Source organism: Flagellimonas amoyensis (assembly GCF_003058265.1).
Taxonomy (GTDB): Bacteria; Bacteroidota; Bacteroidia; order Flavobacteriales; family Flavobacteriaceae; genus Flagellimonas; species Flagellimonas amoyensis.
In genome coordinates, this window is sequence record NZ_QBUK01000002.1 from 28,973 (window position 1) to 54,310 (window position 25,338).

Here is a 25,338-nt window from a genome sequence, read left to right on the forward strand (position 1 = left end):
ACAATTGGCAGAAAAAATACCGCACTCCACATCAACAAATCTACAAGTCCTCTTCGAGGACAACCATCTTATCGTCATCAACAAGCGTGTCGGCGATATTGTCCAAGGGGATAAAACCGGGGATTCCCCTTTGAGTGATGTGGTGAAGGAATATCTCAAAGAAAAATACAACAAACCGGGCAATGTGTATCTGGGCGTGGTGCATCGACTGGACCGACCCACATCGGGCATTGTCCTATTTGCCAAGACCTCCAAGGCACTGCCCCGATTGAACAAGCTGTTTTCCGAGGGAAAGACCAAAAAGATATATTGGGCCGTTGTGGACAATGCCCCTCCACATGAAAGTGAGATCCTTACCCATTGGCTGGTCCGCAATCCCAAACAGAACAAGTCCTATGCGCATGGGCAAGAGGTCCCTGACAGCAAAAAGGCAGTTCTTGAGTATCAACTGCTCAAAAAACTGAAGAGCTTTTTTCTACTGGAAATCAATTTAAAAACGGGTAGACATCATCAAATACGGGCGCAATTGGTAGCCTTGGGGTGTCACATCAAAGGAGATTTGAAATACGGGGCGGACCGCAGCAACAAAGACGGGGGCATACACCTGCATGCCCGCTATCTGGAACTGGAACACCCCGTGAAAAAGGAAATGATGCAGTTTACAGCCCCATTGCCTCCCGACCCGGTCTGGGATGCCTGCGTCAACGGGTGAGCATCAGCGCCTTTTCGCGGATGATCTGCCCTACGGGTTTGTTCTCCAAATGACTTTCGAGCCAAGAAAGGATATCCAAATAAAGGAAGGCCCTTTTCTCGTACGGGTGGTTCTCGTATTTCTTCAGCTCGTTATAGAGTTTTTGGAACTCGTTGCGCAATTCGTGCGGATAGATTTCCCCCAACCCTCTCAAAAACTTGATCATTTCTTTCTGCACCGCATGTAAGTCATTCATTTTCAACAAGAACTTATAGGTGCTTTTAAGTTGTACCTCCAAATGGTAGTCCATACCTGCCTCATAATGGGCCACCAGACTCAATACCCGGGCAAAACACATGAGGTCTTCCCGCATTTTGAGATTTTTGTTGGATATGATCTTTTTGAGGTAAACAATACAGTTCTTATTGTCGCCATTACCAAAATACAGACAGGCAATCTTGTAGTAGAGCAACATGATATGGTGCTCGTCTATCCGCTCACCATGCTTTTTGATGCCATACTCAATGATGTTCACCAAATATAGCCCCTTATCAAAAGTACCTTCCAAAAAGTGGAGGTTAAGTTTGTTCGTATTGATGTACAAAAAGGCCAGGGAAGCGATATTGTCATTTTGGGGAAATTCCGGACTTTCCACTTGATGTTCCAACCTGTCCAAGGTTTCCCGGAATTGGGACGCGTACTTCACAAAAAAGAGGGATTCCAAAAGGTAGTGGTTCCCTTTCAAGAAGAATACGGGATTCAACGGGATCATGCTTTCGTTCTCATAGAAAAGATCCACCCATTTGCTGGCATATCTGTAGGCGGACAAAAAGTCCTGCGTCAACAAGCTGTACCACAAATAGGCCTTGTAGAGCCATAACTTTTCCCGGAATCCGAGTTTGTCCAAATCGTAGGCGGGCAAATGGGTCTCAAAATAGGTCTTCACCGTGCTGAGGTCCTCATCGCTGCGTACATAACCCACTTTCAGCATCATCCCATACAGTTGAAGGGATAGATTGGACAGCTTGCTGGTCATTACATTATGGGCGGAGAGTTCCTTGGCCTGCACCGCCAGTTCATCTGCCCGGTCCGGAATACTACGGGTAATGTATTGTGTCTCTATAACCTTTTCCAGCTCCACGATCTCGTAGGCCACATTTTTCTCTTCATTTTCGATGGCAAAACTTTTCGCCTTGTCCAAAATCTTCAAGCTTTGCTTGTAAAGCCCCTTTTGATAAAGGATGGTGGCAAAATCCAACTGCTCCCTGATCTGGATGCGTACGTTCTGGTTCACCGGGTTCAAGCGAAGACTCACCAATATCTGCTTGTACAAATGCGCCTTCAGGTTGGAAAGTTGTGCCTTGGTGACAATGCCACTATCCAAAATTTGGTGTTCATCATACTTCCGCATTTTGTCCAACAGGTTAAAAAGGGCCAAAAACTTCGCATCCGTGTTGACCCCCAAACGGCCAACATAGAGTTTGAATTGACGCTTTTCCGATTTGGACAGCGATTTTATCAACACAAACAACGCATCCTTATGGGCATTTGTCATCGTAAAAAATATTATTTAAAGTGTTGTTTTACAGATTTTTATGTTGCACCTATTGCAATTTAACGTTGTAACAGGCACCGGCCTACTTTTATTCTTCGCCCTCCCTTATCTATTTTCGTATGTCTCAGAACAAACAGATTGGAATAATGGGTAAAGATAAGGTACAAATTTTTGATACGACACTTAGGGATGGAGAACAAGTTCCAGGATGTAAGTTGGACACGGAGCAAAAATTGGTCATCGCCAAACGCTTGGATGAGCTAGGAGTGGATGTGATCGAGGCTGGCTTCCCCATTTCGAGCCCCGGGGATTTCAAATCCGTCCACGAAATTGCAAAATTGGTCCAAAATGCAACTGTCTGTGGTTTGACCCGTGCCGTAAAAAAAGACATCGAAGTGGCCGCCGAGGCCATCAAAATAGCAAAGAAACCAAGAATACATACAGGAATCGGAACCTCTGATTCGCACATCAAATACAAGTTCAACTCCACTCAAGATCAAATCATCGAACGCGCTGTGGAAGCCGTTTCCTACGCAAAATCCTTTGTGGAGGACGTGGAGTTCTATGCGGAAGATGCCGGACGTACGGACAATGAGTTTTTGGCCAGGGTATGTGAGGCCGTCATCAAGGCCGGGGCCACTGTGCTCAACATCCCTGATACTACCGGATATTGCCTTCCAGAGGAATACGGTGCCAAAATGAAGTATTTGAAAGAGAATGTGAAGGGGATTGACAGGGCCATTCTTTCTTGCCACTGCCATAACGACCTTGGACTGGCCACCGCGAATTCCATTGCCGGTGTCATCAACGGTGCAAGACAGATCGAGTGTACCATCAACGGTATCGGGGAACGCGCCGGGAACACCTCTTTGGAAGAAGTGGTGATGATCTTGAGACAGCACCCCTATCTAAACCTTGACACCAACATCAACAGCAAGCTGTTGTGGGACACCAGCCGAATGGTTTCCCAGAAAATGGGTATGCCCGTTCAGCCCAATAAGGCAATCGTGGGGGCCAATGCATTTGCACACAGTTCCGGCATACACCAAGATGGGGTGATCAAGCAACGTGAAACCTATGAGATCATCGACCCCAAAGATGTGGGTGTCAATGAATCCTCCATTGTATTGACCGCAAGGAGCGGACGTGCCGCACTGGCCTACCGCGCCAAAAAAGTGGGCTATGAGCTCACCAAAGTGCAATTGGACTCCGTTTACGAAAACTTCTTGAAGTTTGCGGACCGCAAAAAGGAAATCTTGGACGAGGACATCCATCAGATCATCGAGACCAGTAATATCCAGATACAGAGTATTGCATAGTTTCAATAGTCCGTCCGCTTCAAAATACGACTTGCTTAAGGCTTCCATATGAATTTGAACATAGCTTTGTTACCTGGTGATGGTGTTGGACCCGAAGTGTTGGCCCAAGCAGTAAAATGTTTGCAAGCCGTTGAAGAGACCTTCAACCACCAGTTCATTTTCAGGGAGGCAATTGTCGGGGCGACCGCCATCAACAAAAAAGGCAAGCCGCTCCCCCAGAGTACCTTAAAATTGTGCCAAGAGGCCGATGCCGTACTTTTTGGCGCCATAGGCGACCCCAAATACGACAATGACCCCGAAGCCAAGGTACGACCAGAGCAAGGTCTGTTGGAACTGCGCAAAAGTCTTGGTCTGTTTGCCAACATCAGGCCCGTACTGTCCCACCCTAGCCTTTTGGGCAAATCGCCATTGAAAAAGGAGATTGTTTCCGGGACCGATTTTGTGATTTTCCGAGAACTTACAGGGGGCATCTATTTTGGTGAGAAAAAATTGAACGAAGAAGGCACTGTTGCCTCCGACCTTTGTGAATATTCCGAAACAGAAATCAGCCGTATCGCACATTTGGCCTTCAAGGCCGCGAAGGGCAGAAAAAAGAAGGTCACCCTAGTGGACAAGGCCAATGTTCTGGAATCGTCCAGACTTTGGCGCAAGGTCGTGACCCGAATTGGGGAAAGTTACCCAGAAGTGACCCTCGATTTTTTATATGTGGACAATGCTGCCATGCAATTGGTCCTGAACCCTACCCAGTTCGATGTAATCCTTACCGAAAATCTATTCGGGAACATCCTTTCCGATGAGGGAAGCGTGATCGGAGGTTCCATCGGCTTGTTGGCATCCGCATCCATTGGGGATGAAAACGCCCTTTTTGAACCCATACACGGGTCTTATCCTCAGGCCAAAGGAAAAAACGTGGCCAACCCTATCGCTTCCATTCTTTCGGCTGCAATGCTATTGGAACATTTTGGGATGATGGAAGAGGCCATGGCCATCAAACTGGCTGTGGACAAGTCCTTGCGAAAAGGCATTGTGACCCCGGATATCAAATCCAAGAGCCAATTCGGCACCCAACAGGTCGGTGATTATATCGCCCATAGCATTGTGGATATCGAGGACAATTTCAGTGTGAACGATGAAAACATCGATTTAGGGAAGTCTACGATTATCTGATTTCAAGTTCAAGTTTCAAGTTCAAGCACAAACTCAAAGATCAAGTTCAAATAGCTTGAAACACCACTAACTTAATAACCCAGTACCCAATTTAGGATTTAGCTCTGCTCATTGGCCAACTCTTGGACCGTTGTTGCGAATTGCGCTTTGAACTGTTCGTATTTTTCCCCAGTGGCCGGACCGTTGAAACCGGTGTGTATTTTCCGTACCTCGCCTTTTTTGTCAATATAGATTGTAGTGGGATAGGAAAGAATGTGGTTGAGCATGGGCAATTTTTCATTGGCCTTTTGCTTGTTCGAAGTGCCATATTGTGCCAATAAAATGGGATACGGCACCTCTGCCCTTTCCTTTAGCCTGCCGATGGCCTCGAACGCCTTTTCCTCTGTCTTGGCATATTCAAAGGCCAAAGCCACCAATTCAATATCCAAATCGGGGTTGTTTTTAAGAAACTCCACATAAAAGCGTGTCTCGTCCAAACAATTGGGGCACCAAGACCCCATGATCTGCACCAAGACCACTTTGTTCTCAAACCTAGGGTCGGAAAGGCTGACCATTTTCCCTTTGGAATCGGGAAAAGAAAAATCAAACTTATCATGACCTTCCCTCAAAAAGGTCAAACTGTCCGCTTCGGGAAGTTCAAAGGCCTCGTTCCGGGCGGCCATGAACTCTTGTACGGCGTGCTTTCCAGAATAGAATTTACCATCCAGTGTGCTATCCGTGACCTGGGCCATAAAAAGGTACACATGCGACCCATCAAAAGCAGAAAGTTTTAGGCTGTCGCCCGTTACCACTCCATCCAAATACCTATAATCCCCTGTCTTGGTCCTAAAGGTCCCTTTCACCTTGTCCCCACTCTGCATAAAAATGCCCTTGGCGGGATATTCGTTGTTGGTATTGACATCAAAATAAGTCTCCCAAATCCCGGAAATATTTACGGTTGCATTCTTTTTTACCTCAAAACGTTCACTCTGTCCATGGACAGCAGTGAAGTTCACCTCCCGTTCCTTGCTCTCTTCAATGAACTTTCCTTGTATTTCGGTTTCGGAAAAAGTACCCACAAAGTATCCTTCAAATATGGGCATCTGGATACGGATGGAGTCTCCGTTCAACTCAATCTCGTCTACCACGATAACCTCCTCCGCATTGTACATTTTCATGATATAGCCGTCCGCACCCTTTCCCACGGTAAAATTGAAGGGCAGTTTTTGCGATTCGGACAGTTCTATCTCGGCCAGCCAATCACCCAAGGTCAGTTCTTTCGTTTCTTCCTTTTTACAGGATCCTAAAATCAGTGTCAACACCATCATTGACAGCCAAATCCTCTTCATTTAATGAAAGTTTTTTCCTAAATGTATAAAATACATCCGAAAACTTACAATACCAAACGGTCTATAACCATTATTTCCGTTGAATCTGTTCCCCTATTGTTTTATATTTGTCGATTCTAAAATTGGGGTATGAAGATTTCTTACAACTGGTTGAAACAATTTTTGCATATTGATTGGGACTCACAGAAAACAGGTGAACTGTTGACCGACTTGGGTCTTGAGGTGGAGGGTGTTTCCCGTTTTGAATCAGTTAAAGGTGGGTTGCAAGGTATTGTAGTGGGTCATGTGCTCACCTGTGAACAGCATCCAAATGCGGACCGCTTGAGATTGACCACTGTGGACATAGGCCAGGGAACTCCCTTGCAGATCGTCTGCGGTGCCCCGAACGTGGCTGTTGGACAAAAGGTCCCCGTAGCCACCATTGGTACCACGCTCTACACCAAGGAAGGTGAGGCTTGGACCATCAAAAAAGGAAAAATCCGTGGTGAGGAAAGCCAGGGCATGATCTGTGCCGAGGATGAGATTGGGCTTGGACAGGGACATGACGGAATCATGGTGCTGAACGAAGAACTTGTACCCGGAACCCCTTGTTCCAAAGTATTCGACGTGGAAAGCGATGAGGTTTTTGAGATAGGACTGACCCCGAACCGAGCCGATGCGATGAGCCATTTTGGTGTGGCCCGTGACCTAAAGGCCGGATTGGAACAAAAAGAGATCCAAAAAGAGCTGGTGACACCATCCACCAGTAATTTTTCCATAGACAACCGCTCCCTGAAAATCGATGTTGAGGTCAAGAACAGCCAACTGGCACCCAGATATTGTGGACTCACGATCAGCAACCTTATCGTTCAGGAATCCCCGGATTGGCTGAAGAACAGGTTGAGGTCCATTGGCCTATCCCCCATCAACAATGTGGTGGATGTCACCAACTACGTGCTCCACGAACTGGGACAGCCCCTACATGCCTTTGATGCATCAAAAATAAAGAGCAACAAAATTGAGGTAAAAACATTGCCCGCGGGCACCAAGTTCAAGACATTGGACAGTGTGGAACGTGAACTCCACGAGGACGACCTGATGATCTGTGATGCCGAGAAACCCATGTGCATTGCCGGAGTTTTTGGTGGCCTTCATTCTGGAGTGACTGAACACACGTCAGCCATTTTCTTGGAAAGTGCCTATTTTGATCCCATATCCATCCGGAAAACAGCAAAACGGCACGGTCTCAACACGGATGCTTCCTTTAGGTTTGAACGGGGCATAGACATGAACATGACGGAATATGCGCTGAAAAGGGCGGCCCTGCTCATCCGTGAAATAGCCGGTGGGTACATCAGTTCGGAGATTGTGGACCTTTATCCCAAGAAAAACCAGGACAGGCAAGTGTTCCTTACGTTTGACAAGATCAATAATCTAATCGGTCAGGAAATCCCTAGGGACACCATCAAATCCATACTTTCCTCTCTGGAAATCCGCATCAACAACGTTACCGAATCCGGTCTTGGGCTTACCATTCCCACCTATCGCGTGGATGTTACCCGGGAAGTAGATGTCATTGAAGAAATTCTGAGGGTATACGGTTATAACAACATCGGTTTCAAAGAAAAACTAAATGCATCCATCGCCAAATCCTCAAGATATGAGAATCACAGGATACAGGATGTCATAGGAAATACCCTCGCATCCAAGGGCTTTTATGAGATCATGACAAACAGTCTGGTCTCTTCCGAAACCGCCTCAGGGGACAATGTGGAGCCGGTCCAAATGCTGAATCCATTGAGTTCGGATCTATCCGTACTCCGCACATCCATGCTGTCTTCCGGCCTTCAGACCGTGTTGCACAACCACAATCGCCAAAAAACGGATTTGAAACTTTTCGAATTCGGCAAAACCTACCGCAAAGCAGGTGGTGAATACCAAGAAAAGCGTCATTTGGCCCTTTTCATTTCTGGGGAACGCACCCAGGACAATTGGTCCACCGTCTCCAAGAAAACGGATTTCTTCTACCTAAAGGGTATCGTGGAATCCATTTTTAGCCGTTTGGGCATCAAAGGCGTGGAAACCCTTCCCACCGGCGACCCTGTTTTTGCCGAAGGTCTTAGCTGTACCAAAAATGGAAAGGTTTTGGCCTCCTACGGATTGGTCAGCAAAGGTGTCCTGAAAAAATTTGACATGAAACAGGAAGTGTTCCATGCCGATTTTGACTGGGATGCCATCTTGGAATCTGTGGAGACCCAAAACATAGTTTTCAGGGAAATACCCAAATTTCCAGAGGTCACAAGGGACTTTGCCCTGCTATTGGATGACTCCACCACCTTCCAAAAGGTGTATGACATTGCTTGGCAAACGGAAAAGAGCCTTCTGAAAAATGTGAACCTCTTCGATGTGTACACGGGAAAAAACCTTCCCAAAGGGAAGAAATCCTATGCAGTGAGCTTTACCCTATCGGATGATAAAAAGACGCTTACCGATAAGCAGATAGATAAAATCATGGGGAAACTGTTGGCCCAGTACCAGAAAGAACTGGGAGCCGAGCTGAGATAAGTGTCCCTTACATTTGGGTCGGCAATATCACGCTGTCGATTTCGTGCACTACCCCATTTTTGAGGTTAAGGTCTGCCGTAGTGATTCGTGCAGTGTTGCCCATTGGGTCGGTCAAGACAATATCATATCCATCCAAATGCGCCACTAATTTTTTGCCCTGCACTGTGGTGAAACTGGCCTTCCCATTCCCCTGGCACATGGCACGCAAGATTTTGGAAGCCGTCAACTGACCGGCCACGATATGGTAGGTCAACAAAGCCTTCAACTCGGTTTTATCGCTAGCATTGAGGAGTTGTTCTATTTTTTCCTGGGAAAACCTTTGAAATGCCGCATCGGATGGGGCAAAAACCGTGAATGGTCCCGATTCCTCCAAAACATCGTCCAGGTTTGTGGCTTTTACGGCAGCAAAAAGAATCTTGTGGTCGTCAGATTCATTCGCGTTCTGGGCAATCGATTTTAAGTTTTGTGTATTGGTCTGTGCAAAGGAAATAGAGACAAAGGCCATGCATAGACCGAGCAGGATTTTAGTAACGGGGGCTTTCATTTATGGTTTTTCAATGTTGGGACTTTAGCTGGTTGGGTGTGCTCTCGATTAACTACCAAAAACTTCGATAAGTTACATCTTTTTGTCCAAATCGCAATTATTTTTTTTCCAACGAATTCTATTTAACACAATGTTAACTCGAGGTTGTTTTCCCAACGCTTCCAATCGCTGGCACAAATGATTAACTTTGAGGGAATTGCTAAGAAAACGCCATGGTATTTAGAAGCACTGACATTGAGCAAAAGCTGCACCGAACAAGGGCAAGACAGGCCAATGAGGCCCAGATTTTGACCGAAGTGAAGCACCTTTTGAAGCAAAAAAATACTGGAAACGAGGGCATAGCGCGGCAACTTGCCTCAAAAGCTCCCATAAACAGTAACGATTTTGTGTTCGATCTCCTGGAAACCGATCATATTTTCCATTTGGACCAGATCAAAAAAATCTGCATCGACTATCGGCTTCGTTTTTTGGACAGCACATTTTTTAAGGGTGAAATTCCGCAAACGGCCATTTCAAAAATAAAGGAATTGGAAGCGGCCCACGACACCGAAATCAAAGGATACAAGATCATGGCGCCTTCCAAGCTCTTCAAATTGGAGGACAGGGACGATCCCCTGCTCTTTGCTCCCATCGGCAACGATTATTTCTATCTGATCCACAAATGGGGAAACGACCTACATCCGCTGAGAAAACTGATGGCCTGGCCATTCAAGAATATCGTGAACCTCACCCTTGTCGTATTCATTCTGAGTTACTTTGTTACCCTGATGGTTCCCAATGGGCTATTCTCCAAGAACAACTCCGCAGCAGAGTTTTGGATCATTTTCTTCTTTATGTTCAAGTGTATGGCCTCCGTGGTGATCTTTTATGGATTCGCACTGGGTAAAAACTTCAACCCTGCCATTTGGAACAGTAAGTATTTCAACGCCTAAGCGGTCACTGCATACATTTTGTCCCGCTGCTCCTTGATGGCCTTGTCCGACATGTAATCGTCAAAAGTCAAATAGCGATCAATGGTTCCTTTGGGCGTGAGCTCAATGATCCTATTGGCCACGGTGTGCACAAATTCGTGGTCGTGGGTGGTGAGCATGATGGTCCCTTTGAAGTTCTTGAGCGAGTTGTTGAACGCCGTGATACTCTCCAGGTCCAAGTGGTTGGTAGGCTCGTCCAGCAAGAGCACGTTGGCCCGTAGCATCATCATTCGGCTGAGCATGCAACGCACTTTTTCACCTCCGGAAAGTACCGTACTTTTTTTCAGGGCCTCCTCGCCACTGAAAAGCATTTTACCCAAAAAGCCCCTGATATAGACTTCCTCGCGCTCTTCCTCCGTCTTGGCCCATTGACGGAGCCAATCTACCAAGTTGATATTTTCCTTGAAGTAATCTGAGTTGTCCGCAGGAAGATAGGACTGGGTGGTGGTCACGCCCCACTGAAAACTTCCACTGTTCGCTTTTGACTTACCGGAAATGATATCATAAAAAGCGGTGGTTGCCCTTGAATCCTTGGACAGAATGGCTACTTTGTCCCCTTTGGCCAAGTTGATGTTCACATCTTGGAACAGTAAATCGCCATCTTCCGAAGTGGCCGAAAGTTTCTCCACGTTCAAGATTTGGTCACCCGCCTCCCGTTCGCGATCAAAAATAATGGCAGGATACCTTCTGCTGGACGGTTTGATGTCCTCCACCTTGAGCTTGTCCAACATTTTTTTACGGGAGGTCGCCTGCTTGCTCTTGGCCACGTTGGCACTGAAACGCATGATGAACTCCTGAAGTTCCTTGGCCTTTTCCTCAGCTTTCTTGTTCTGCTGGGCACGCTGACGGGCGGCCAATTGGCTGCTTTCGTACCAGAAGGTATAGTTGCCGGAGAATAGGTTGATCTTTCCAAAATCGATATCTGCAACGTGGGTGCAAACGGCGTCCAAAAAGTGCCTGTCGTGGGAAACTACGATAACGGTGTTCTCGTAGTTCGCCAAAAAGTTCTCCAACCAATTGATGGTCTCATAATCCAGGTCGTTGGTAGGTTCGTCCATGACCAGCACATCCGGGTTTCCGAACAGCGCTTGCGCCAAAAGTACACGCACCTTCAATTTTGGGTCCATGTCCGCCATGGTGGCATAGTGCAGGTCTTCCGATATGCCCAAGTTGGAAAGCATGGCGGCCGCGTCACTGTCGGCGTTCCATCCGTTCATCTCCTCGAACTGTACCTGCAGCTCCCCTATTTTTTCCGCATTCGCATCGGTGTAGTCTGCATACAGTGCATCTATCTCCTGTTTTATCTTGAACAAAGGCTTGTTTCCCATGACCACCGACTCCAAAACTTGGTATTCGTCATAGGCGTTGTGGTTCTGTTCCAAAATGGACATCCTTTTTCCCGGTTCCAAATGCACATGGCCCGAAGTCTGGTCCACCTGTCCTGACAATATCTTCAAAAAAGTGGATTTTCCCGCCCCATTGGCGCCAATGATGCCATAGCAGTTGCCATGCGTGAAGGTCACGTTGACCTCATCGAACAACACTCTTTTGCCAAACTGTACGGATAAATTGGATACTGATAACATGCAGCTGTTTTATTTTTTGTGCAAAAGTAGCTAAAACCAAACCTAATTTCTAATTTACACGCACCTTATTGACCCCGACAGAAATAGGGCAATGTAACTTTTAACTACCCATTAACAAGGTCGGGGCATGGGTATTCTTATTTTTGGTCGATTAATGGATGGTTCCCTTTAATATGGTTAGATTTTTACTCGGCCTCTCCTTACTGTCAATTTCTGCCTGCTCAGACAAGTCTGGACAGTGCACTCCCATCTTTTTCGGAGGGGAGATTGTGAATCCCACAAGCGATTATGTTGTCCTTTATCACAATGACACTTATGTGGATTCCGTCAGACTGGACGCCAATAATCGGTTCTCCTTCGACCTCAACGGTATCGAAGAAGGACTCTACCATTTTACCCACACCCCACAATATCAAAATGTGTATCTGCAAAACGGGGACAGCCTTTTGGCCCGTTTGAACACCATTGAATTCGACGAAACCCTTGTATTTTCAGGAAAAGGGAGCGAAATCAACAATTTTTTGATCGAAATGTTCCTGGCAAACGAAGTGGAAGAGGAAAACCCAGTGGTACATGGCTATTATCTATTGGATCCAGAGGAATTCAGCCAGAAAATTGATTCCATGCAGGCCATCAAACTAAGCCACCTGAAGGAATTTGCAAAGAACAATGAAGCTTCTGAACGGGTCATGGCCATGGCCGAGGCTTCCATTGATTACAATGCATACATCTACAAAGAAAAATACCCCTTCTATCATAAGAAAAAGACCGGTGAGGACAAGTTCCATGACCTTGATGAATCTTTTTATGCCTACAGAAAGGATATAGACCTCAGCAATAAGGATCTTACCTACTACAGACCCTATTTCAATTTTATGCAATTGCATTTTGGGAACCTGTCCTATATGACGTGCCTTGAAAACTGTAATCCTGATGCGATAAACGGAAGCGATCATCTGCACTTCAACAAGCATAAACTTGCCCTAGTGGACAGCTTAGTGAAAGAAACGGAGTTGAGGGACATCTTGTTCAGGAATATTGCCATTGATTACCTAGTGAAGGAGCGCAATCCCAATGAGGAATGCCAAATATTCATCGACAAGTTCCATGCTTTGTCCTCCAACGAGGAACACAAGGAGGAAATAGATGACCTGTACACCGCCATCAAGAACCTTCAACCCAATGAAGAGGTCCCAGATTTGGCCCTCAGGGATGCAGACAACAATGTGGTGCACCTTAAAGATGTGGTGAACAAAAAGAAGAATACGGTGATTTATTTTTGGACGGCTTCGCAGAAACGCCATTTCAGGAACATCAGCCAGCATATCAACACCCTACAAAAGAAATATCCGGATTACCGCTTTGTCGGCATCAACCTAAAGACCAGCTATCCGCAGTGGAAGCTATTGTTGGAAGAATATGGTTTGGAAACGGACAACCAGTTTTATGGCGAAAACTTCAAGGAAATCCAAACCAATATGGTGGTCGATGGCCTCAACAAATGTGTGATCACCAAAGACACATTGGTAGTTGATGGCTTTGCCAACCTCTACACTTCACTCTAATTAACCTTTGGTTATTTGTTGTTGAGTTATTCTGAGACTGACTTGGTTCAAGCTTGAAATAATTTACCATCCAATATTCAGAAAGTTTGTCCCCACAGCCAATAGGCAACATATAAAAAGCCCTGATTTCTCAGGGCTTTATTTTTTGAATCAACGTATTCTTTTAGGAATTTCCCTTTTTGTAATCTTCCAAGAATTTGGCCAGACCTATATCGGTCAATGGGTGTTTCAACAATCCTTCGATGGAAGACAATGGGCCTGTCATCACATCGGCGCCGATCTTGGCACAATCGATCACATGCATAGTGTGACGAATGGATGCTGCCAATATCTGGGTTTCAAAGGCATAGTTGTCATAAATGAGCCTGATCTCTGAAATAAGATTGAGTCCATCTGTGGAAATATCGTCCAAACGTCCCAAGAATGGAGACACATAGGTGGCTCCAGCTTTAGCGGCCAATAGGGCCTGCCCTGCGGAGAACACCAAGGTACAATTGGTACGGATACCCTTGTCCGAGAAATATTTCAATGCTTTTACTCCATCTTTGATCATCGGGATCTTGACCACGATCTGCTCGTGCAGTTCGGCCAGCTCCTCACCTTCTTTGATCATTCCTGCCAAATCAGTGGCAACCACTTCGGCAGAAACATCGCCTTCAACGATGTTACAGATATCCACATAGTGCTTTAGGACATTGTCCTTTCCTGTGATTCCTTCTTTGGCCATCAACGAAGGGTTGGTGGTGACACCGTCCAAAACCCCTAATTCTTGTGCTTCTCTAATTTGATCTAGATTGGCCGTATCAATAAAAAACTTCATTTTTAACTATTTATAAGTGATTTTTCAAGAAGTGTAAAGCTACAACTTATAATGGTTGAGCAGTAACTTTTCATAGACTTTATCGGGCAATGCTCTTTTTAGGGTAAGGGAAAACTTTTGCATAAAAGCTCCTACCGGATTGTGGACTTTGGGGCTTTTTTTATTGAGGATCAGGTATATGGCCTTGGACACTTGCTCGGGGTCTCCCCCACTGTCCACGTCCCCGTTTATGGAATCAATCGTTTTCGCATATTTGTCCTCATACGGGGAGCCGTCCAAAACCGGGGCGTGGTACCTTCCGGCTGCAATATTGGTGGCAAAATCGCCCGGGGCCACATTGGTGATGGTCACCCCAAAATCCTTGGTTTCCATACGAAGGGCCTCTGTGATCAGTCCCAGCGCACCTTTGGTGGCCGAATAGAACCCTCGGAACGGCAATCCCATATATCCTGCAATGGAGGTAATGTTCACAATGGCCCCACCGCCTTGTTTGCGCATTTGGGGCAAGACAGCCTTCATCATGTGCACAGGGCCATGAAAATTGGTATCGAACACTTTTAGGATCTCTTCGTGTGGCGTCTCTTCTATGGGGCCGGTAATGCCCACACCTGCATTGTTGATCAGCACGTCCAATCGGCCTTCTTTGTCTATCACATGGGAAACAGCATGTTGTATGCTGTCCACATCCCTTACATCCAATTGGATAAGGTCAAATACATCAAAATTGGGATAATTGTCGGGAGTCCTGGTAGTGCCGTACACCTTGTACCCTTTTGAGGCCAAAAAGGTTCCTATGGATTTGCCGATGCCGGATGAACCTCCGGTGATCAATACTACTTTTTTTTCCATGATAGCTGAGTTCAGGGAACAAAAAAAGGCAAGCTACCTACATCGCACCGCTACGACCGCATACCCTTGCTGCGTTCCCACCCTGGGGGATTCTGCAGGAGCTGGTCGTGTAGGACTTGCCGACTGCAAATATACGACCTTTTAAATTTGTGACAATCCCAATTCATTCTTAATTTCGACATCCAAGGATCAAAACCATGAAACACACACTCGGAATGGTATTCAAATTAGCTTCGTTTTTGGGATTGCTGCTCTTCTTTTTGGGCTGCGGAGGGAATGCAGACCCCTCCAAGCATTTTTCCATCCAGCTGGAAAACAAGACCCTACAGCAAAACCAAAAGGTAGGGGTCTCCATCAAGAACAAAAAAGAGATCGAGATTTCCAACATCCGTTATTTTATGGACGGGAAAGAACTTGCCTTGGAGAATGGCCAATTGACCATGAACCTTCCCCATTTGGGCAACAAAATTTTAAAGGCCAAGTTCGATATTGAAGGGAAAACTGTCGAAATCGAGGAAAATCTAAAGCTATTGGCCGCTTCCGCTCCCGATGTCTATACCTATGAAATTGTGAAAACCTATCCGCACGACACAAAGGCCTACACCCAAGGGCTGGAATTCCATAACGGGACACTTTATGAAAGTACCGGGAAAAGAGGGGGCTCCACGGTAAGAAGGGTCAATTTTGAAACCGGAGAGGTCCTACAAAAAATCGAAATGGACAATACCATCTTTGGTGAGGGCATTACCTTGATGGATGATAAGCTCTACCAATTGACCTGGCAAAGCGGCATGGGCTTCGTGTACAAGGCCGGTAATCTGGAAAAAATCAAAAACTTCTCCTATGGCAAAAGCAGGGAGGGTTGGGGACTTTGCAATGATGGCAAAAAGATCTTCAAAAGTGACGGCACGGAAAAAATATGGTTTTTGGACCCAGAGACGCTTGAAGAAACAGGCCATATAGAGACCGTGACCAACAAATCCATCTTCAATATGGCCAACGAACTGGAATATGTGGACGGAAAAATCTACGCCAACGTCTATCAAAAAGAGAGCATGATGATCATTGATGCCACTTCCGGGGCCATCGATGGGGTCATCAACTTTGGCGGGTTGAAAGGCAAGGTTTCCAAAGGGGCCGAGTGGGACGATACCAATTCCGTGCTGAACGGCGTGGCCTACCATCCCGAGCGAAAAACTTTTTTTGTCACCGGGAAGAACTGGGACAAACTCTTCGAGGTCACCATCCGCAAAAAGGACTGATGCAGTTTTTCTCAGAAATATTTGATGTCGCCGTGCACGATCTTGACGACCTGAACCACGTGAACAACATCAGGTATGTGGAATGGATCCAGGACATTTCCAAAAAACATTGGGAACAGGTCACCAATGAAGATATGCAAAAGGAATTGATCTGGGTGGTGCGGAACCACAATATTTCCTATCTCAAATCCGCCGTACTTGGCGATACGGTAGAAGTGACCACGCACATTGAGGCCACCAAAGGCCCCTTGTCCATCAGGGGCGTTGAGATCAAGAACCATAAAACAGGCGAGCTGATGGTCAAGAGCATCACGGAATGGTGCCTTTTGGATGCCAAAACCCTCCGTCCCAAGCGTGTTCCCGAATCTGTACAGGAATTGTTCAAATAGACCATCTCCATCCGTTTCCAACCGGAACAAGTTTCCTTTTTTGTGTAGTTCATCGAATTCTGGGGTACTCCTTCCCAAAAATCCCCTTCATTCCTTTGATTCTATGGTTCGTAGTCGTAACATAGTATAAAATCAACACCTCAACCAAATGAACCTATTGAAAACCATCCCAAACAACACCACTAATTTTATATGTAGATCCGGCGTGTTGCCCCATCAACGATCTTGCCCTGACATCCATCCAAAAATCAGTCTCAGGAAAGCATAGATTTGTTGCAGGTCGTTACCCTTTAACGAAAATTTAAGGATTTTTGTAAGAAAAAGACCCCTTTTAAAGAGAAACCCATAGTTTTTTTAAGGGAAAACTGCAATGAGTTTTTTGAACTCGTTAGTAACTTGCACTCAGCATTTTGCGTATGGAATATACCTATATCATCATAGACCTCAATGCAGCGACCAAGCTACAACTGCAACTCTATTTGGAGGAGTATGAGGATTTGACCTGTATGGGTGTGGCCGCCAGTGCTGCGGAAGGTCTGGACACCATTTTGAAGTTCACGCCGGACCTTGTACTCATCAATCTTGGTGAAGATGGCATGGAATACTTTCAAATGGTGACGGAACTGAACCAATACATGCAGTCCCTACCCCTTATTATAGGATACTCTACTTCCAAGAAATATGCCTACAATGCCATAAAGAGTGGCTTCTTTGATTATTGGATCCTTCCACACAATGAATTTGATGTGCGCAAGACCATCCTACGCCTCAGAAAGAAACACCCAAAGCAGGATATGCCGTCCACCATCTGCCTTAAATCCTATAACGATTATAGGTATCTGGACACCAAGGATATTCTTTATCTAAAATCGGACAACAACACCACGGATTTTTTCATGAGGGACGGCAATGTGATCAGCGCCTTCAAAACGTTGAAATCGTTCGAGGACAAATTGCCCAAAGTATTCATCCGCATCCACCAGAGCTATATACTGAACAGCAGGTATGTGTCCCGTATCAATTATGGCAAATCCATCTGCACCTTACGTAATGGGAGCGAGGAGGAACTCCCCTTCTCCAAGACCTACAAGGACAGGATAGACCTTTTGAAGGAAATGCTCTCCAAAACGGCCGTAAAGGCCCTTAATTGACAAAATTCTAACAGTTTATGGCAGAATACTCACAGAATCCCCACGGATTCTAAATAGTCCGTTCTGCAATGTGCCGCCGTATAGGTCTTGGGTACTTTTGGTCTAGACAAACCAATTTAATTAACACCCTAAAACCTATTATTATGAAAAAATTACTAAGTATTTTGGCCCTTGCTCTATTGACCGTTGGATTCTACTCTTGCGAAGCTGAAACCGATATCCAAGAAACCGAAGCGCTTTTCCAACAATTGGATCAAAATGCAACAGATGGAACACATTCCAATGATGATGACCGTACTGACGGCGAGGACTAAGTATTTAAAGATAGGTTAAGTAATGAACAACCTCATACGGTCATTATTCCTACTATGCTTTTCTGGCAGTATGCTTTTCTGCTATAGGGACGAATCCCAAAAAATGATACCGATAGAAGGCAATAGGACCTCTGCGCAGGAGCAGGCATTCAACGAGCGAACACTTTTTGGGATAGACCAAAAAAGGATGTTCCGTTTGAACCAGAGTGCCAACGACGACCGCAGCCTATGACCACGATATAAATTTGAACCAAAGCCCCATCCCCTGAAAAGGTATGGGGCTTTTTTAGTACCTTGTATCAACAATAAACAACCCGTTGCCATTGAAAAATTGGACCATTATATCGCTAGTCTTTATCTTTCTTGGGTGTTCCGGATCATCCGCAGAGAAAATCTCTACACAAGATACAACTGCAGACGCTGTGCGTAAATGGACAAAAATGGCCAAGGACAGCACACAACTTCCCCTTGAAGAGCGGACCCGCTTTTTGGAGAAAGCCAAAAGGGAAGCCTTCGCCTCCACCAACGACTCCATCACCTTGGACCAGCTTTTGACCATTTCATTGACTTATAGAAGCTTGAAAGATTCCCTTGGGTTTAGGGACACCAATAAACAGGTCATGATCATGTCCCAAGAAACCGACATGTATACCCCGCTTGGCTATTCGCATTGGGATATGGCCTCTTTTTTTAAATCCTATGGGGCCTTGGACAGTGCCTTTTACCACTATAAAAAAGCCTTGAACAGTTTTGAAAAGCTCCCTAAGAGTCCCGAATCTAGCTCCCTAAGAGCTAGGATATTATACAGCATGGGGCAGATCCAAGATTCCTACAAAGACTATTTGGGTGCTGAAATCAGTGCTACCACCGCCCTGAGAATCTTTGATGAATTGGGAGATACTCAAAGAATTTACAATTGCTATAATTTGCTGGGCATTCTTTCCAGTGGCTTAGGTGATAAGGATAAATCTTTGGAATACTATAAGCAGGCTGGGGCATATATAAATCAAGTCGACAATCCTTCAGCAGATAATCTTGTCTGGCAAAACCAGAACAATATTGCATACGAGCTTTTGCAAAATGAAGATTACCAATCTGCAAAAGTATCCTATGAGAAGCTACTTAAAGACAAAGGTCTTGAAGAAACAGACTTGGAACTTTATTCATTGGCCAATACTAGTCTGGCCTATGCTATTTTCAAGAGCGAAAACAAAATAGAGAGGCCACAGCAATTGCTCGAAAGAGCTATTGAAATAAATGACAGTATCAATTATCTGGATGACAAAGCCAGAGCCAAGCAGTATTATGCCGAATTGTTGGCTGCCAAGGGTGATACCGCCAATGCCCTACAATATGCCAAGGAATCGCGGTTTGTGGCCCAAGAAACCCGCAACAACGACCGCTTGCTGGAAGTGCTCCGATTGCTCACCCAACTGGACAAACCCAATGCAGCCTTGTACTCCAACGCCTACTACGATCTCAACGAAGTTATCCAAGAAGAAGAGCGCACCAAGCGGGACAAGTTTGCCCGGATACGCCTGGACACAGATAAAATCAAGGAAGAGAACGTGATCCTTTCACGAGAAAGACAAATCTGGGCCGGGGCCGTACTTGGCCTTGTTGTATTCGGGTTGACCACCACGGTGATCGTTTTACAGTACATCAACAACAACAGGCTCAAGTTCAAGCAAAAACAGCAGGAAAGCAATCAGGAGATCTACAATCTGATGCTCTCCCAACAGGGCAAATTTGAAGAAGGTAGACAATTGGAACAAAAACGCATCTCCGAAGAACTGCACGACGGGATTTTGGGCGAAATGCTCGGCATACGACTGTTACTGAGCGGATTGAATGAACGCGGAGATAGCAATTCGGTGGAACAACGGGCGGCATTCATAGAGAAATTACGGGAAGTGGAGGAAGATATCAGGACCATTTCGCACGAACTCAACCACGCCTCTTATGAAAAATTTCATAATTTTATCGTGTCGTTGGAGGAACTGGTCAATGGCTTTCAAAAGTCTTCCGGCATATCGTGTTCCTTCACCTACGACAAAAAGATACACTGGGACAACCTTTTGGGCGATATCAAGATCAATGCCTATCGGATTGTACAGGAAACGCTCAAAAACTCTTTGAAGCACGCCAAATGTAAAAATATTGCCATTTCCTTTGGGTCTGCGGCCGGCAATTTGAAACTGACCATCAAGGACGACGGCGTCGGTTTTGACACCAACAAAGGAAAGAGAGGAATTGGTCTGAGGAACATCATATCCCGGGTCAAGAAAGTAAACGGCGTATTCGACATAGAAAGCACCAAAGGAAAAGGCACCACGATTTCGGTGGCCATTCCTGAAAAATATATTGAACCGGTTCAGGCCAAGGACCCCACCAGCTTGAAACCTGCAATGAACGCATAAAACCTACGAGAAGCAAAACAGTTATGAAGACATTGAGAATATTGGCAATAGACGACCATGAAATGACAATGCTCGGATACAAGTTCATCCTGGAGAACATTGATTTTGAGGGTTATGACATTATTGTTGATACCGCCAATACCTACGAGGGCGGAAAAAAACTCATAGAGGACTCCGTGAACTCCTTTAAATATGATATCCTCTTGTTGGATGTGCAGTTGTTCGCCCCAAACGAGAACCAACCACATTCGGGTGAAGATCTCGGCATACTGGCCCGCAAATTGGTCCCCGAAAGCAAAATAGCCTTTATGTCCTCTTTCAGCGACAATTTCAGGATCAACAGTATTCTAAAATCAGTGGACCCGGATGGTTATCTGGTCAAAACGGACATTGACCCCAAAACCCTGGAAGATGCCGTGAAGACCATCATCCTGAATCCTCCTTATTATTCCTCCAAGGCCTTGTCCGCCATCCGCAAGAAAATGGCCAACGACATTGAACTGGACGAAAAAGACAAGCAGATCCTATATCACCTTTCCATGGGTACCAAAAACAAGGATTTGGAAAAACACATCAGGCTTTCCCCCTCCTCCATCGAGAACAGAAAACGGCACTTAAAGACGCTTTTCGGTACGGAGAATGAGAATGATATGGCCTTGATCATTGCTGCAAAAAACAGGGGCTTCATCTAAGCTCCGAGTATCCAAAAGTGCTTTTGGTCGATTTCCGTAATTGGTTTTACATCTTCCTGAGGTAAAAAGCCTACAAACTAAGGAAAACCCATAGAATTTTTAAGGATTTTCTTCAATCCCAACAAAAAGATTCATCCTAACTTTAAGGTTGAAAGAAAATTACAACCCGTAGCATATGTCACTCCCAAGGAAAAACAACACCGATCATCAGCATAGTGGCGCAAAGGTATTTGAGGCCGCAAATGGGCTGGACGAGTTTCTGAAAACCATCGAAAAAGATTTTTTTGCCGAGGTCAAAATGCATTTCAAGCATGACAAGGAAAGCAAAAAAACAGATATGATCCTGGATCTGCACTTCAACTTTGGTATTACGGAGAGCCTTCATTTCTTTACAAGTGGCACATGGGGTGGTATGACATTCCCCGAAAGGGAGCACAAGGTCTCCTCTTCCCTTGAAAAGGCCTTTGCGGAACTGAACTCCAAAAACAATTTTCTTTTGGATATATCGGAAGCCTCATTGCACTTCAAGGACACTTCCATCATCATATCGAGGGTCTATGAACAAAGTATCCCCGACCAGATAGGCAATATCCTGCTAAAGGCCAGCGAACACTTTGTGTACTACACCAAAGGCCTTACCGAAATACCCTATGAAATATTTGTTCCCGTATACGAATATGGTGCGCCCAGCGTCTTTGAACCCAAAAAAGGGAAAAGCAGTTATTTTGACTATTGGGGCCTTTACTTCGAGGACGATTCCCACCAAGTGATGATCTACTCCCTACACAAAAGAAAAATGTACGAAGTAGATCTGTTCCTTTTCGAATAGCAAAAAACTTAAAAAGTATATATACTAAACACTGAACAAAGGTCGCGATTTCATCAAATCGTTGACCTTTTGTTTTATTTGTCCCAATTTCTCCTCGTTCTCAGGATCCATGATTACCTCGTTGATGAATCCAACGATGGTCTCCATATCGGCTTCCTTCAACCCTCTGGTGGTGATGGCCGGAGTACCAAATCGGATTCCCGAAGTAATGAAGGGGGATTGTGTGTCGAAAGGCACCATGTTCTTGTTCGCCGTGATGGCGGCATGTTCCAACGCTTTTTCGGCATCTTTTCCGGTGATGTTCTTGTTCCTAAGGTCTATCAACATCATGTGGTTGTCCGTACCTCCAGAAATCACTTTATAATCCAAGGCCATGAAGGCTTTTGCCATGGCCGCCGCATTTTTCTTCACTTGGATCATGTAGTGCAGGAACTCATCGGAAAGTGCCTCGCCAAAGGCCACGGCCTTGGCCGCAATGATATGTTCCAATGGTCCACCTTGGTTTCCGGGGAACACGGCAAGGTCCAAAAGGGCCGACATTTTTCGTAGGGTTCCGTTCTTCAATGTGATCCCAAATGGGTTGTCAAAATCCTCACCCATCAATATGAGACCTCCACGAGGGCCCCTCAACGTTTTGTGGGTGGTCGTGGTCACAATATGGCAGTGTGGGATGGGGTCGCTCAAAATACCTTTGGCGATCAACCCGGCTGGGTGGGAAATATCGGCCATCAAAATGGCCCCAACACTGTCCGCGATTTCACGGAAACGTTTAAAATCCATATCTCGGGAATAGGCAGAAGCACCGGCAATGATCAATTTAGGCTTCTCTTTGTCCGCAATCTCTTGGATCTTATCATAGTTAAGTGTACCTGTTTCCTCATCAACACCATAGAAAACGGGATTGTACAGTTTTCCGGAGAAATTTACGGGCGACCCATGGGTCAAGTGACCGCCATGGGACAGGTCAAAGCCCAAAATGGTATCCCCGGGCTGCAAACAGGCGTGGTATACAGATGCATTCGCCTGGGAACCGGAATGTGGCTGGACATTCGCGTAGGCGGCCCCAAACAGTTCCTTGGCGCGGTCTATGGCCAGTTGTTCCACTTGGTCCACCACTTCACAACCCCCATAATAGCGCTTTCCAGGATAGCCCTCGGCATATTTGTTGGTCAATACGGAGCCAGCGGCCTCCATGACCTGCGGGCTGGTAAAGTTCTCGGAAGCTATCAGCTCTATGCCTTCAATCTGTCTGTCCTTCTCTTGTGCTATCAGTTCAAAAATCTTGTGGTCTCGTTGCATCTGCAAATTATTTTGATAAGCCGCAAAATTACGAATTGAAAGGGGATTTATATTCAAAAAAAGCAATATCCATCCCAATTTTATCAAACGGAAATTAACATTCTTGCTGCAAGTTGAAACTATCGTTAAATGCTCTATATTTGAAACTTATACCTCACCTGCACACTACCTGTGCTACTTTTTCGTTTATAGATAGCCATTTTTGGCACAGCTATTGAACTTGATCAAACAACCAATACCCAACACCATGAAAAAAATTCTACTCTTAACCACGATTTTGATGATTGCCGCCTGCGGGGGCGTCAAGAAGACCCAAGAGGCCCTGAACACCGGCAACTATGTTACCGCCATGGACAAGGCCATCAGAAATTTGGCGGAAAACAAGACCAAAAAGGGCAACCAGGAATACATCACCCTATTGGAAGAGGCCTTTGCCAAAAATGCGGAAAGGGAAGAACAGGAAATTGCCTTTTTGCAGAACGACGGCAATCCCGCCAACCTGGAAACCATCTACAACAAATATGTGCAGTTGAAACGGATACAGGAACGCATCAAACCATTGCTGCCCCTCCGTATCAACGACCAAGGGCGGAATGCGAAGTTCCATTTTGAGAACTATGACAACGCCATTCTGAACACCAAGGACGAACTCTCCGAGCATTTGTATGAAAATGCCATCGGTCTATTGAAAAACGCCAAATACAAAAGTGATTATCGCGCCGCTTATGACGATTTGAAATATGTGCAGGAAATCAGCCCCGGATACAAGGAAACCGTATCCAAAATGGACGAGGCCTACAACAAGGGACTGGAGTTTGTGCGGGTAGAGATCGGAAACATGACCGAGCAGATCATTCCCGAGCGTTTGGAACGAGACCTTCTGGACTTCAATGCCTTTGGCATCGACAATTTTTGGTTGCAGTACCATACCAATCCATTGGCCAACGTAAAATATGATTACGCCATGAACCTCGATTTTATGGAAATCAATGTTTCACCAGAGCGCGTGAACGAAACCCAGATCATCAAGGAAAAACAGATCAAGGATGGCTGGGAATATTTGTTGGACCGGAACGGCAATGTGGTCAAGGACAGTTTGGGCAATAGCATCAAAGTGGACAAAATGCGTACCGTGACCTGTAAATTCTTCCAGTTTACCCAGACCAAAAGCGCCCAGATCGGGGCCAAAGTACGGTTCACCGACTTGAAAAACGGACAGGAGATCAATGCCTATCCCCTATCAAGCCAGTTTGTTTTTGAGCACGTATTTGCCAATTACCAAGGAGATAAAAGAGCTTTGGAAGACGACCTTTTAATCTTTCTAAATGCAAGGGAAGTCCCTTTTCCCTCCAATGAGCAAATGGTGTACGATGCCGGGGAAGACCTCAAGGCAAGGCTCAAGGGCATTGTAGCAAAATATCAGTTCAACTAAATCTTTAAAAAGAGGCTGTCAAAAACAGAAAATTTCAACTTTGTCAGGTTGAGCGCAGTCGAAACCCCTTGATTGTTATTGACATTTTAGGTTTTTCCCGAAAGCTTTCGGGACGCTCGAACTGACAGATAACAAGTTTTTCAGTTAGCCCCTTTTATAGATGATCCTTCAGATCCAAGTCCGCAATGGCACCGTGTGACGTATGGAAAGTCACCTCCCCATTTTTGACGACCAGCAATTGGGGCGACTCATGCCTTACCCCAAACTTGTCCGCAATCGCATTGGACAGGTCCCTATGTGCCTGAATGGTCAAAAAATAGAGATCACAATCCAAAGCAGGGTCATACGACCCGTTGAACATCTTCAGCACCATACTACTGATGCCACAGGTGGATGAGTGCTTAAAAACGACCTGGGGCCGCTCATTGGAATCAGCTTCCAACGTTTCCAATTGTTCCATGGACTCCAAAAAAATCCACGGTAGTTTCGTATCTTGAGTTTCGGTGTGTTGCTTCCTTCCGAAGACGCTGTCAAATATTCCCATGTTGCAAATTTAAGGGATAAGTCGGGATTGATGCAAAAGCTTACAACTGACGAAATGTCTTGCATTT

23 protein-coding genes and 1 other RNA gene are annotated in these 25,338 nt (G+C 45.6%); 15 read left to right on the plus strand and 9 right to left on the minus strand.

Translation table 11 applies throughout. From position 1 onward, the window contains the following. Window positions 1-4: 4 nt before the first annotated feature. Window positions 5-712, plus strand: a complete 708-nt coding sequence (locus DB398_RS02605) for an RluA family pseudouridine synthase (protein WP_108423203.1) — start codon at window positions 5-7, stop codon at window positions 710-712. Here the strand turns inward: DB398_RS02605 and DB398_RS02610 are convergent. Continuing rightward, a complete protein-coding gene (locus DB398_RS02610) occupies window positions 702-2,246 on the minus strand; it encodes a hypothetical protein (protein WP_108422862.1) in 1,545 nt (514 codons plus the stop codon). The genes DB398_RS02605 and DB398_RS02610 overlap by 11 nt on opposite strands. Window positions 2,247-2,392: 146 nt before the next feature. Here DB398_RS02610 and DB398_RS02615 point away from each other — a divergent pair, with 146 nt between their 5' ends. Together DB398_RS02615 and leuB are read left to right on the plus strand one after the other, a co-directional pair. After that, window positions 2,393-3,565: a 2-isopropylmalate synthase gene (locus tag DB398_RS02615; RefSeq protein WP_108422863.1), complete on the plus strand. Its 1,173-nt coding sequence runs from the start codon at window positions 2,393-2,395 to the stop codon at window positions 3,563-3,565. 48 nt (window positions 3,566-3,613) lie between these two features. Further along, complete coding sequence (gene leuB / locus DB398_RS02620) at window positions 3,614-4,732, plus strand: 3-isopropylmalate dehydrogenase (RefSeq protein ID WP_108422864.1); 1,119 nt, start codon at window positions 3,614-3,616, stop codon at window positions 4,730-4,732. A 98-nt stretch (window positions 4,733-4,830) separates the two neighbouring features. On the opposite strand, the gene DB398_RS02625 is transcribed toward leuB, so the two are convergent. Next, window positions 4,831-6,060 (minus strand): peroxiredoxin family protein, encoded by a 1,230-nt coding sequence (locus tag DB398_RS02625; protein ID WP_108422865.1) that lies wholly within the window; start codon window positions 6,058-6,060, stop codon window positions 4,831-4,833. A gap of 129 nt (window positions 6,061-6,189) precedes the next feature. On the opposite strand from DB398_RS02625, the gene pheT reads away from it, so the two are divergent. Continuing rightward, on the plus strand, window positions 6,190-8,604 hold the full coding sequence (gene pheT / locus DB398_RS02630; protein WP_108422866.1) for a phenylalanine--tRNA ligase subunit beta: 2,415 nt from the start codon (window positions 6,190-6,192) through the stop codon (window positions 8,602-8,604). 7 nt (window positions 8,605-8,611) lie between these two features. Here the strand turns inward: pheT and DB398_RS02635 are convergent, their stop codons facing one another. Continuing rightward, a complete protein-coding gene (locus DB398_RS02635) occupies window positions 8,612-9,148 on the minus strand; it encodes a fasciclin domain-containing protein (RefSeq protein ID WP_108422867.1) in 537 nt (178 codons plus the stop codon). A gap of 212 nt (window positions 9,149-9,360) precedes the next feature. Here DB398_RS02635 and DB398_RS02640 point away from each other — a divergent pair, with 212 nt between their 5' ends. Then, a complete protein-coding gene (locus DB398_RS02640) occupies window positions 9,361-10,080 on the plus strand; it encodes a hypothetical protein (RefSeq protein WP_108422868.1) in 720 nt (239 codons plus the stop codon). Here the strand turns inward: DB398_RS02640 and DB398_RS02645 are convergent. Next, window positions 10,077-11,705, minus strand: a complete 1,629-nt coding sequence (locus DB398_RS02645; protein WP_108422869.1) for an ABC-F family ATP-binding cassette domain-containing protein — start codon at window positions 11,703-11,705, stop codon at window positions 10,077-10,079. The two genes, DB398_RS02640 and DB398_RS02645, sit on opposite strands and share 4 nt — an antisense overlap. 173 nt (window positions 11,706-11,878) lie before the next feature. Here DB398_RS02645 and DB398_RS02650 point away from each other — a divergent pair, with 173 nt between their 5' ends. Then, the gene (locus DB398_RS02650; RefSeq protein WP_234416006.1) at window positions 11,879-13,270 is read left to right on the plus strand and encodes a TlpA family protein disulfide reductase; all 1,392 of its coding nucleotides are present in this window, start codon (window positions 11,879-11,881) and stop codon (window positions 13,268-13,270) included. A 163-nt stretch (window positions 13,271-13,433) separates the two neighbouring features. On the opposite strand, the gene fsa is transcribed toward DB398_RS02650, so the two are convergent. From fsa to ffs, 3 genes are all read right to left on the minus strand, one after another. Beyond that, on the minus strand, window positions 13,434-14,090 hold the full coding sequence (gene fsa / locus DB398_RS02655) for a fructose-6-phosphate aldolase (RefSeq protein WP_108422871.1): 657 nt from the start codon (window positions 14,088-14,090) through the stop codon (window positions 13,434-13,436). A 39-nt stretch (window positions 14,091-14,129) separates the two neighbouring features. Next, window positions 14,130-14,939 (minus strand): SDR family oxidoreductase, encoded by an 810-nt coding sequence (locus DB398_RS02660; protein ID WP_108422872.1) that lies wholly within the window; start codon window positions 14,937-14,939, stop codon window positions 14,130-14,132. A gap of 23 nt (window positions 14,940-14,962) precedes the next feature. Next, window positions 14,963-15,061, minus strand: an RNA gene (gene ffs / locus DB398_RS02665) — signal recognition particle sRNA small type. A 75-nt stretch (window positions 15,062-15,136) separates the two neighbouring features. Between ffs and DB398_RS02670 the strand changes: the two genes are divergently transcribed. The 8 genes from DB398_RS02670 to DB398_RS02695 all read left to right on the plus strand — a co-directional run bounded on the left by DB398_RS02670 (window position 15,137) and on the right by DB398_RS02695 (window position 21,996). Then, entirely contained in the window at window positions 15,137-16,201 is a 1,065-nt protein-coding gene (locus DB398_RS02670; RefSeq protein ID WP_234416008.1) for a glutaminyl-peptide cyclotransferase, read from the plus strand. Continuing rightward, the gene (locus DB398_RS02675) at window positions 16,201-16,590 is read left to right on the plus strand and encodes an acyl-CoA thioesterase (protein ID WP_108422873.1); all 390 of its coding nucleotides are present in this window, start codon (window positions 16,201-16,203) and stop codon (window positions 16,588-16,590) included. Before DB398_RS02670 ends, DB398_RS02675 begins: the two co-directional genes overlap by 1 nt. Window positions 16,591-17,006: 416 nt before the next feature. Beyond that, window positions 17,007-17,741: a LytR/AlgR family response regulator transcription factor gene (locus tag DB398_RS02680; RefSeq protein WP_108422874.1), complete on the plus strand. Its 735-nt coding sequence runs from the start codon at window positions 17,007-17,009 to the stop codon at window positions 17,739-17,741. Between the two features lie 143 nt (window positions 17,742-17,884). Beyond that, on the plus strand, window positions 17,885-18,055 hold the full coding sequence (locus tag DB398_RS18295; protein ID WP_159076289.1) for a hypothetical protein: 171 nt from the start codon (window positions 17,885-17,887) through the stop codon (window positions 18,053-18,055). Between the two features lie 103 nt (window positions 18,056-18,158). Beyond that, window positions 18,159-18,287: a hypothetical protein gene (locus DB398_RS18605; RefSeq protein WP_262497735.1), complete on the plus strand. Its 129-nt coding sequence runs from the start codon at window positions 18,159-18,161 to the stop codon at window positions 18,285-18,287. A gap of 190 nt (window positions 18,288-18,477) precedes the next feature. Further along, window positions 18,478-20,475: a tetratricopeptide repeat-containing sensor histidine kinase gene (locus DB398_RS02685; RefSeq protein WP_159076290.1), complete on the plus strand. Its 1,998-nt coding sequence runs from the start codon at window positions 18,478-18,480 to the stop codon at window positions 20,473-20,475. 23 nt (window positions 20,476-20,498) lie between these two features. After that, window positions 20,499-21,167 (plus strand): response regulator transcription factor, encoded by a 669-nt coding sequence (locus tag DB398_RS02690; protein WP_108422876.1) that lies wholly within the window; start codon window positions 20,499-20,501, stop codon window positions 21,165-21,167. Between the two features lie 175 nt (window positions 21,168-21,342). Then, window positions 21,343-21,996 (plus strand): hypothetical protein, encoded by a 654-nt coding sequence (locus tag DB398_RS02695; protein ID WP_108422877.1) that lies wholly within the window; start codon window positions 21,343-21,345, stop codon window positions 21,994-21,996. A 24-nt stretch (window positions 21,997-22,020) separates the two neighbouring features. Here the strand turns inward: DB398_RS02695 and glyA are convergent, their stop codons facing one another. Beyond that, window positions 22,021-23,295 carry a serine hydroxymethyltransferase gene (gene glyA, locus DB398_RS02700; RefSeq protein WP_108422878.1) on the minus strand — a complete coding sequence of 425 codons (1,275 nt, stop codon included), beginning with the start codon at window positions 23,293-23,295 and terminating at the stop codon, window positions 22,021-22,023. 247 nt (window positions 23,296-23,542) lie between these two features. Here glyA and DB398_RS02705 point away from each other — a divergent pair, with 247 nt between their 5' ends. Continuing rightward, window positions 23,543-24,727 (plus strand): hypothetical protein, encoded by a 1,185-nt coding sequence (locus DB398_RS02705; protein WP_108423205.1) that lies wholly within the window; start codon window positions 23,543-23,545, stop codon window positions 24,725-24,727. Between the two features lie 154 nt (window positions 24,728-24,881). Here DB398_RS02705 and ytxJ read toward each other — a convergent pair whose 3' ends face one another. Continuing rightward, complete coding sequence (gene ytxJ, locus DB398_RS02710; protein ID WP_108422879.1) at window positions 24,882-25,271, minus strand: bacillithiol system redox-active protein YtxJ; 390 nt, start codon at window positions 25,269-25,271, stop codon at window positions 24,882-24,884. Window positions 25,272-25,338: the final 67 nt, after the last annotated feature.

Excerpts from the sequence above, each read along its gene's own strand:
- DB398_RS02670 (WP_234416008.1), top strand. The coding sequence starts at position 15,137 with ATGAAACACACACTCGGAATGGTATTCAAATTAGCTTCGTTTTTGGGA.
- glyA (WP_108422878.1), bottom strand. The coding sequence starts at position 23,295 with ATGCAACGAGACCACAAGATTTTTGAACTGATAGCACAAGAGAAGGAC.
- DB398_RS18605 (WP_262497735.1), top strand. The coding sequence starts at position 18,159 with ATGATACCGATAGAAGGCAATAGGACCTCTGCGCAGGAGCAGGCATTC.
- DB398_RS02650 (WP_234416006.1), top strand. The coding sequence starts at position 11,879 with ATGGTTAGATTTTTACTCGGCCTCTCCTTACTGTCAATTTCTGCCTGC.
- DB398_RS02625 (WP_108422865.1), bottom strand. The coding sequence starts at position 6,060 with ATGAAGAGGATTTGGCTGTCAATGATGGTGTTGACACTGATTTTAGGA.
- DB398_RS18295 (WP_159076289.1), top strand. The coding sequence starts at position 17,885 with ATGAAAAAATTACTAAGTATTTTGGCCCTTGCTCTATTGACCGTTGGA.
- pheT (WP_108422866.1), top strand. The coding sequence starts at position 6,190 with ATGAAGATTTCTTACAACTGGTTGAAACAATTTTTGCATATTGATTGG.
- DB398_RS02675 (WP_108422873.1), top strand. The coding sequence starts at position 16,201 with ATGCAGTTTTTCTCAGAAATATTTGATGTCGCCGTGCACGATCTTGAC.
- DB398_RS02610 (WP_108422862.1), bottom strand. The coding sequence starts at position 2,246 with ATGACAAATGCCCATAAGGATGCGTTGTTTGTGTTGATAAAATCGCTG.
- DB398_RS02645 (WP_108422869.1), bottom strand. The coding sequence starts at position 11,705 with ATGTTATCAGTATCCAATTTATCCGTACAGTTTGGCAAAAGAGTGTTG.
- DB398_RS02705 (WP_108423205.1), top strand. The coding sequence starts at position 23,543 with ATGAAAAAAATTCTACTCTTAACCACGATTTTGATGATTGCCGCCTGC.
- DB398_RS02690 (WP_108422876.1), top strand. The coding sequence starts at position 20,499 with ATGAAGACATTGAGAATATTGGCAATAGACGACCATGAAATGACAATG.
- ytxJ (WP_108422879.1), bottom strand. The coding sequence starts at position 25,271 with ATGGGAATATTTGACAGCGTCTTCGGAAGGAAGCAACACACCGAAACT.
- DB398_RS02660 (WP_108422872.1), bottom strand. The coding sequence starts at position 14,939 with ATGGAAAAAAAAGTAGTATTGATCACCGGAGGTTCATCCGGCATCGGC.
- DB398_RS02615 (WP_108422863.1), top strand. The coding sequence starts at position 2,393 with ATGGGTAAAGATAAGGTACAAATTTTTGATACGACACTTAGGGATGGA.
- DB398_RS02640 (WP_108422868.1), top strand. The coding sequence starts at position 9,361 with ATGGTATTTAGAAGCACTGACATTGAGCAAAAGCTGCACCGAACAAGG.
- DB398_RS02680 (WP_108422874.1), top strand. The coding sequence starts at position 17,007 with ATGGAATATACCTATATCATCATAGACCTCAATGCAGCGACCAAGCTA.
- DB398_RS02695 (WP_108422877.1), top strand. The coding sequence starts at position 21,343 with ATGTCACTCCCAAGGAAAAACAACACCGATCATCAGCATAGTGGCGCA.
- DB398_RS02635 (WP_108422867.1), bottom strand. The coding sequence starts at position 9,148 with ATGAAAGCCCCCGTTACTAAAATCCTGCTCGGTCTATGCATGGCCTTT.
- leuB (WP_108422864.1), top strand. The coding sequence starts at position 3,614 with ATGAATTTGAACATAGCTTTGTTACCTGGTGATGGTGTTGGACCCGAA.
- fsa (WP_108422871.1), bottom strand. The coding sequence starts at position 14,090 with ATGAAGTTTTTTATTGATACGGCCAATCTAGATCAAATTAGAGAAGCA.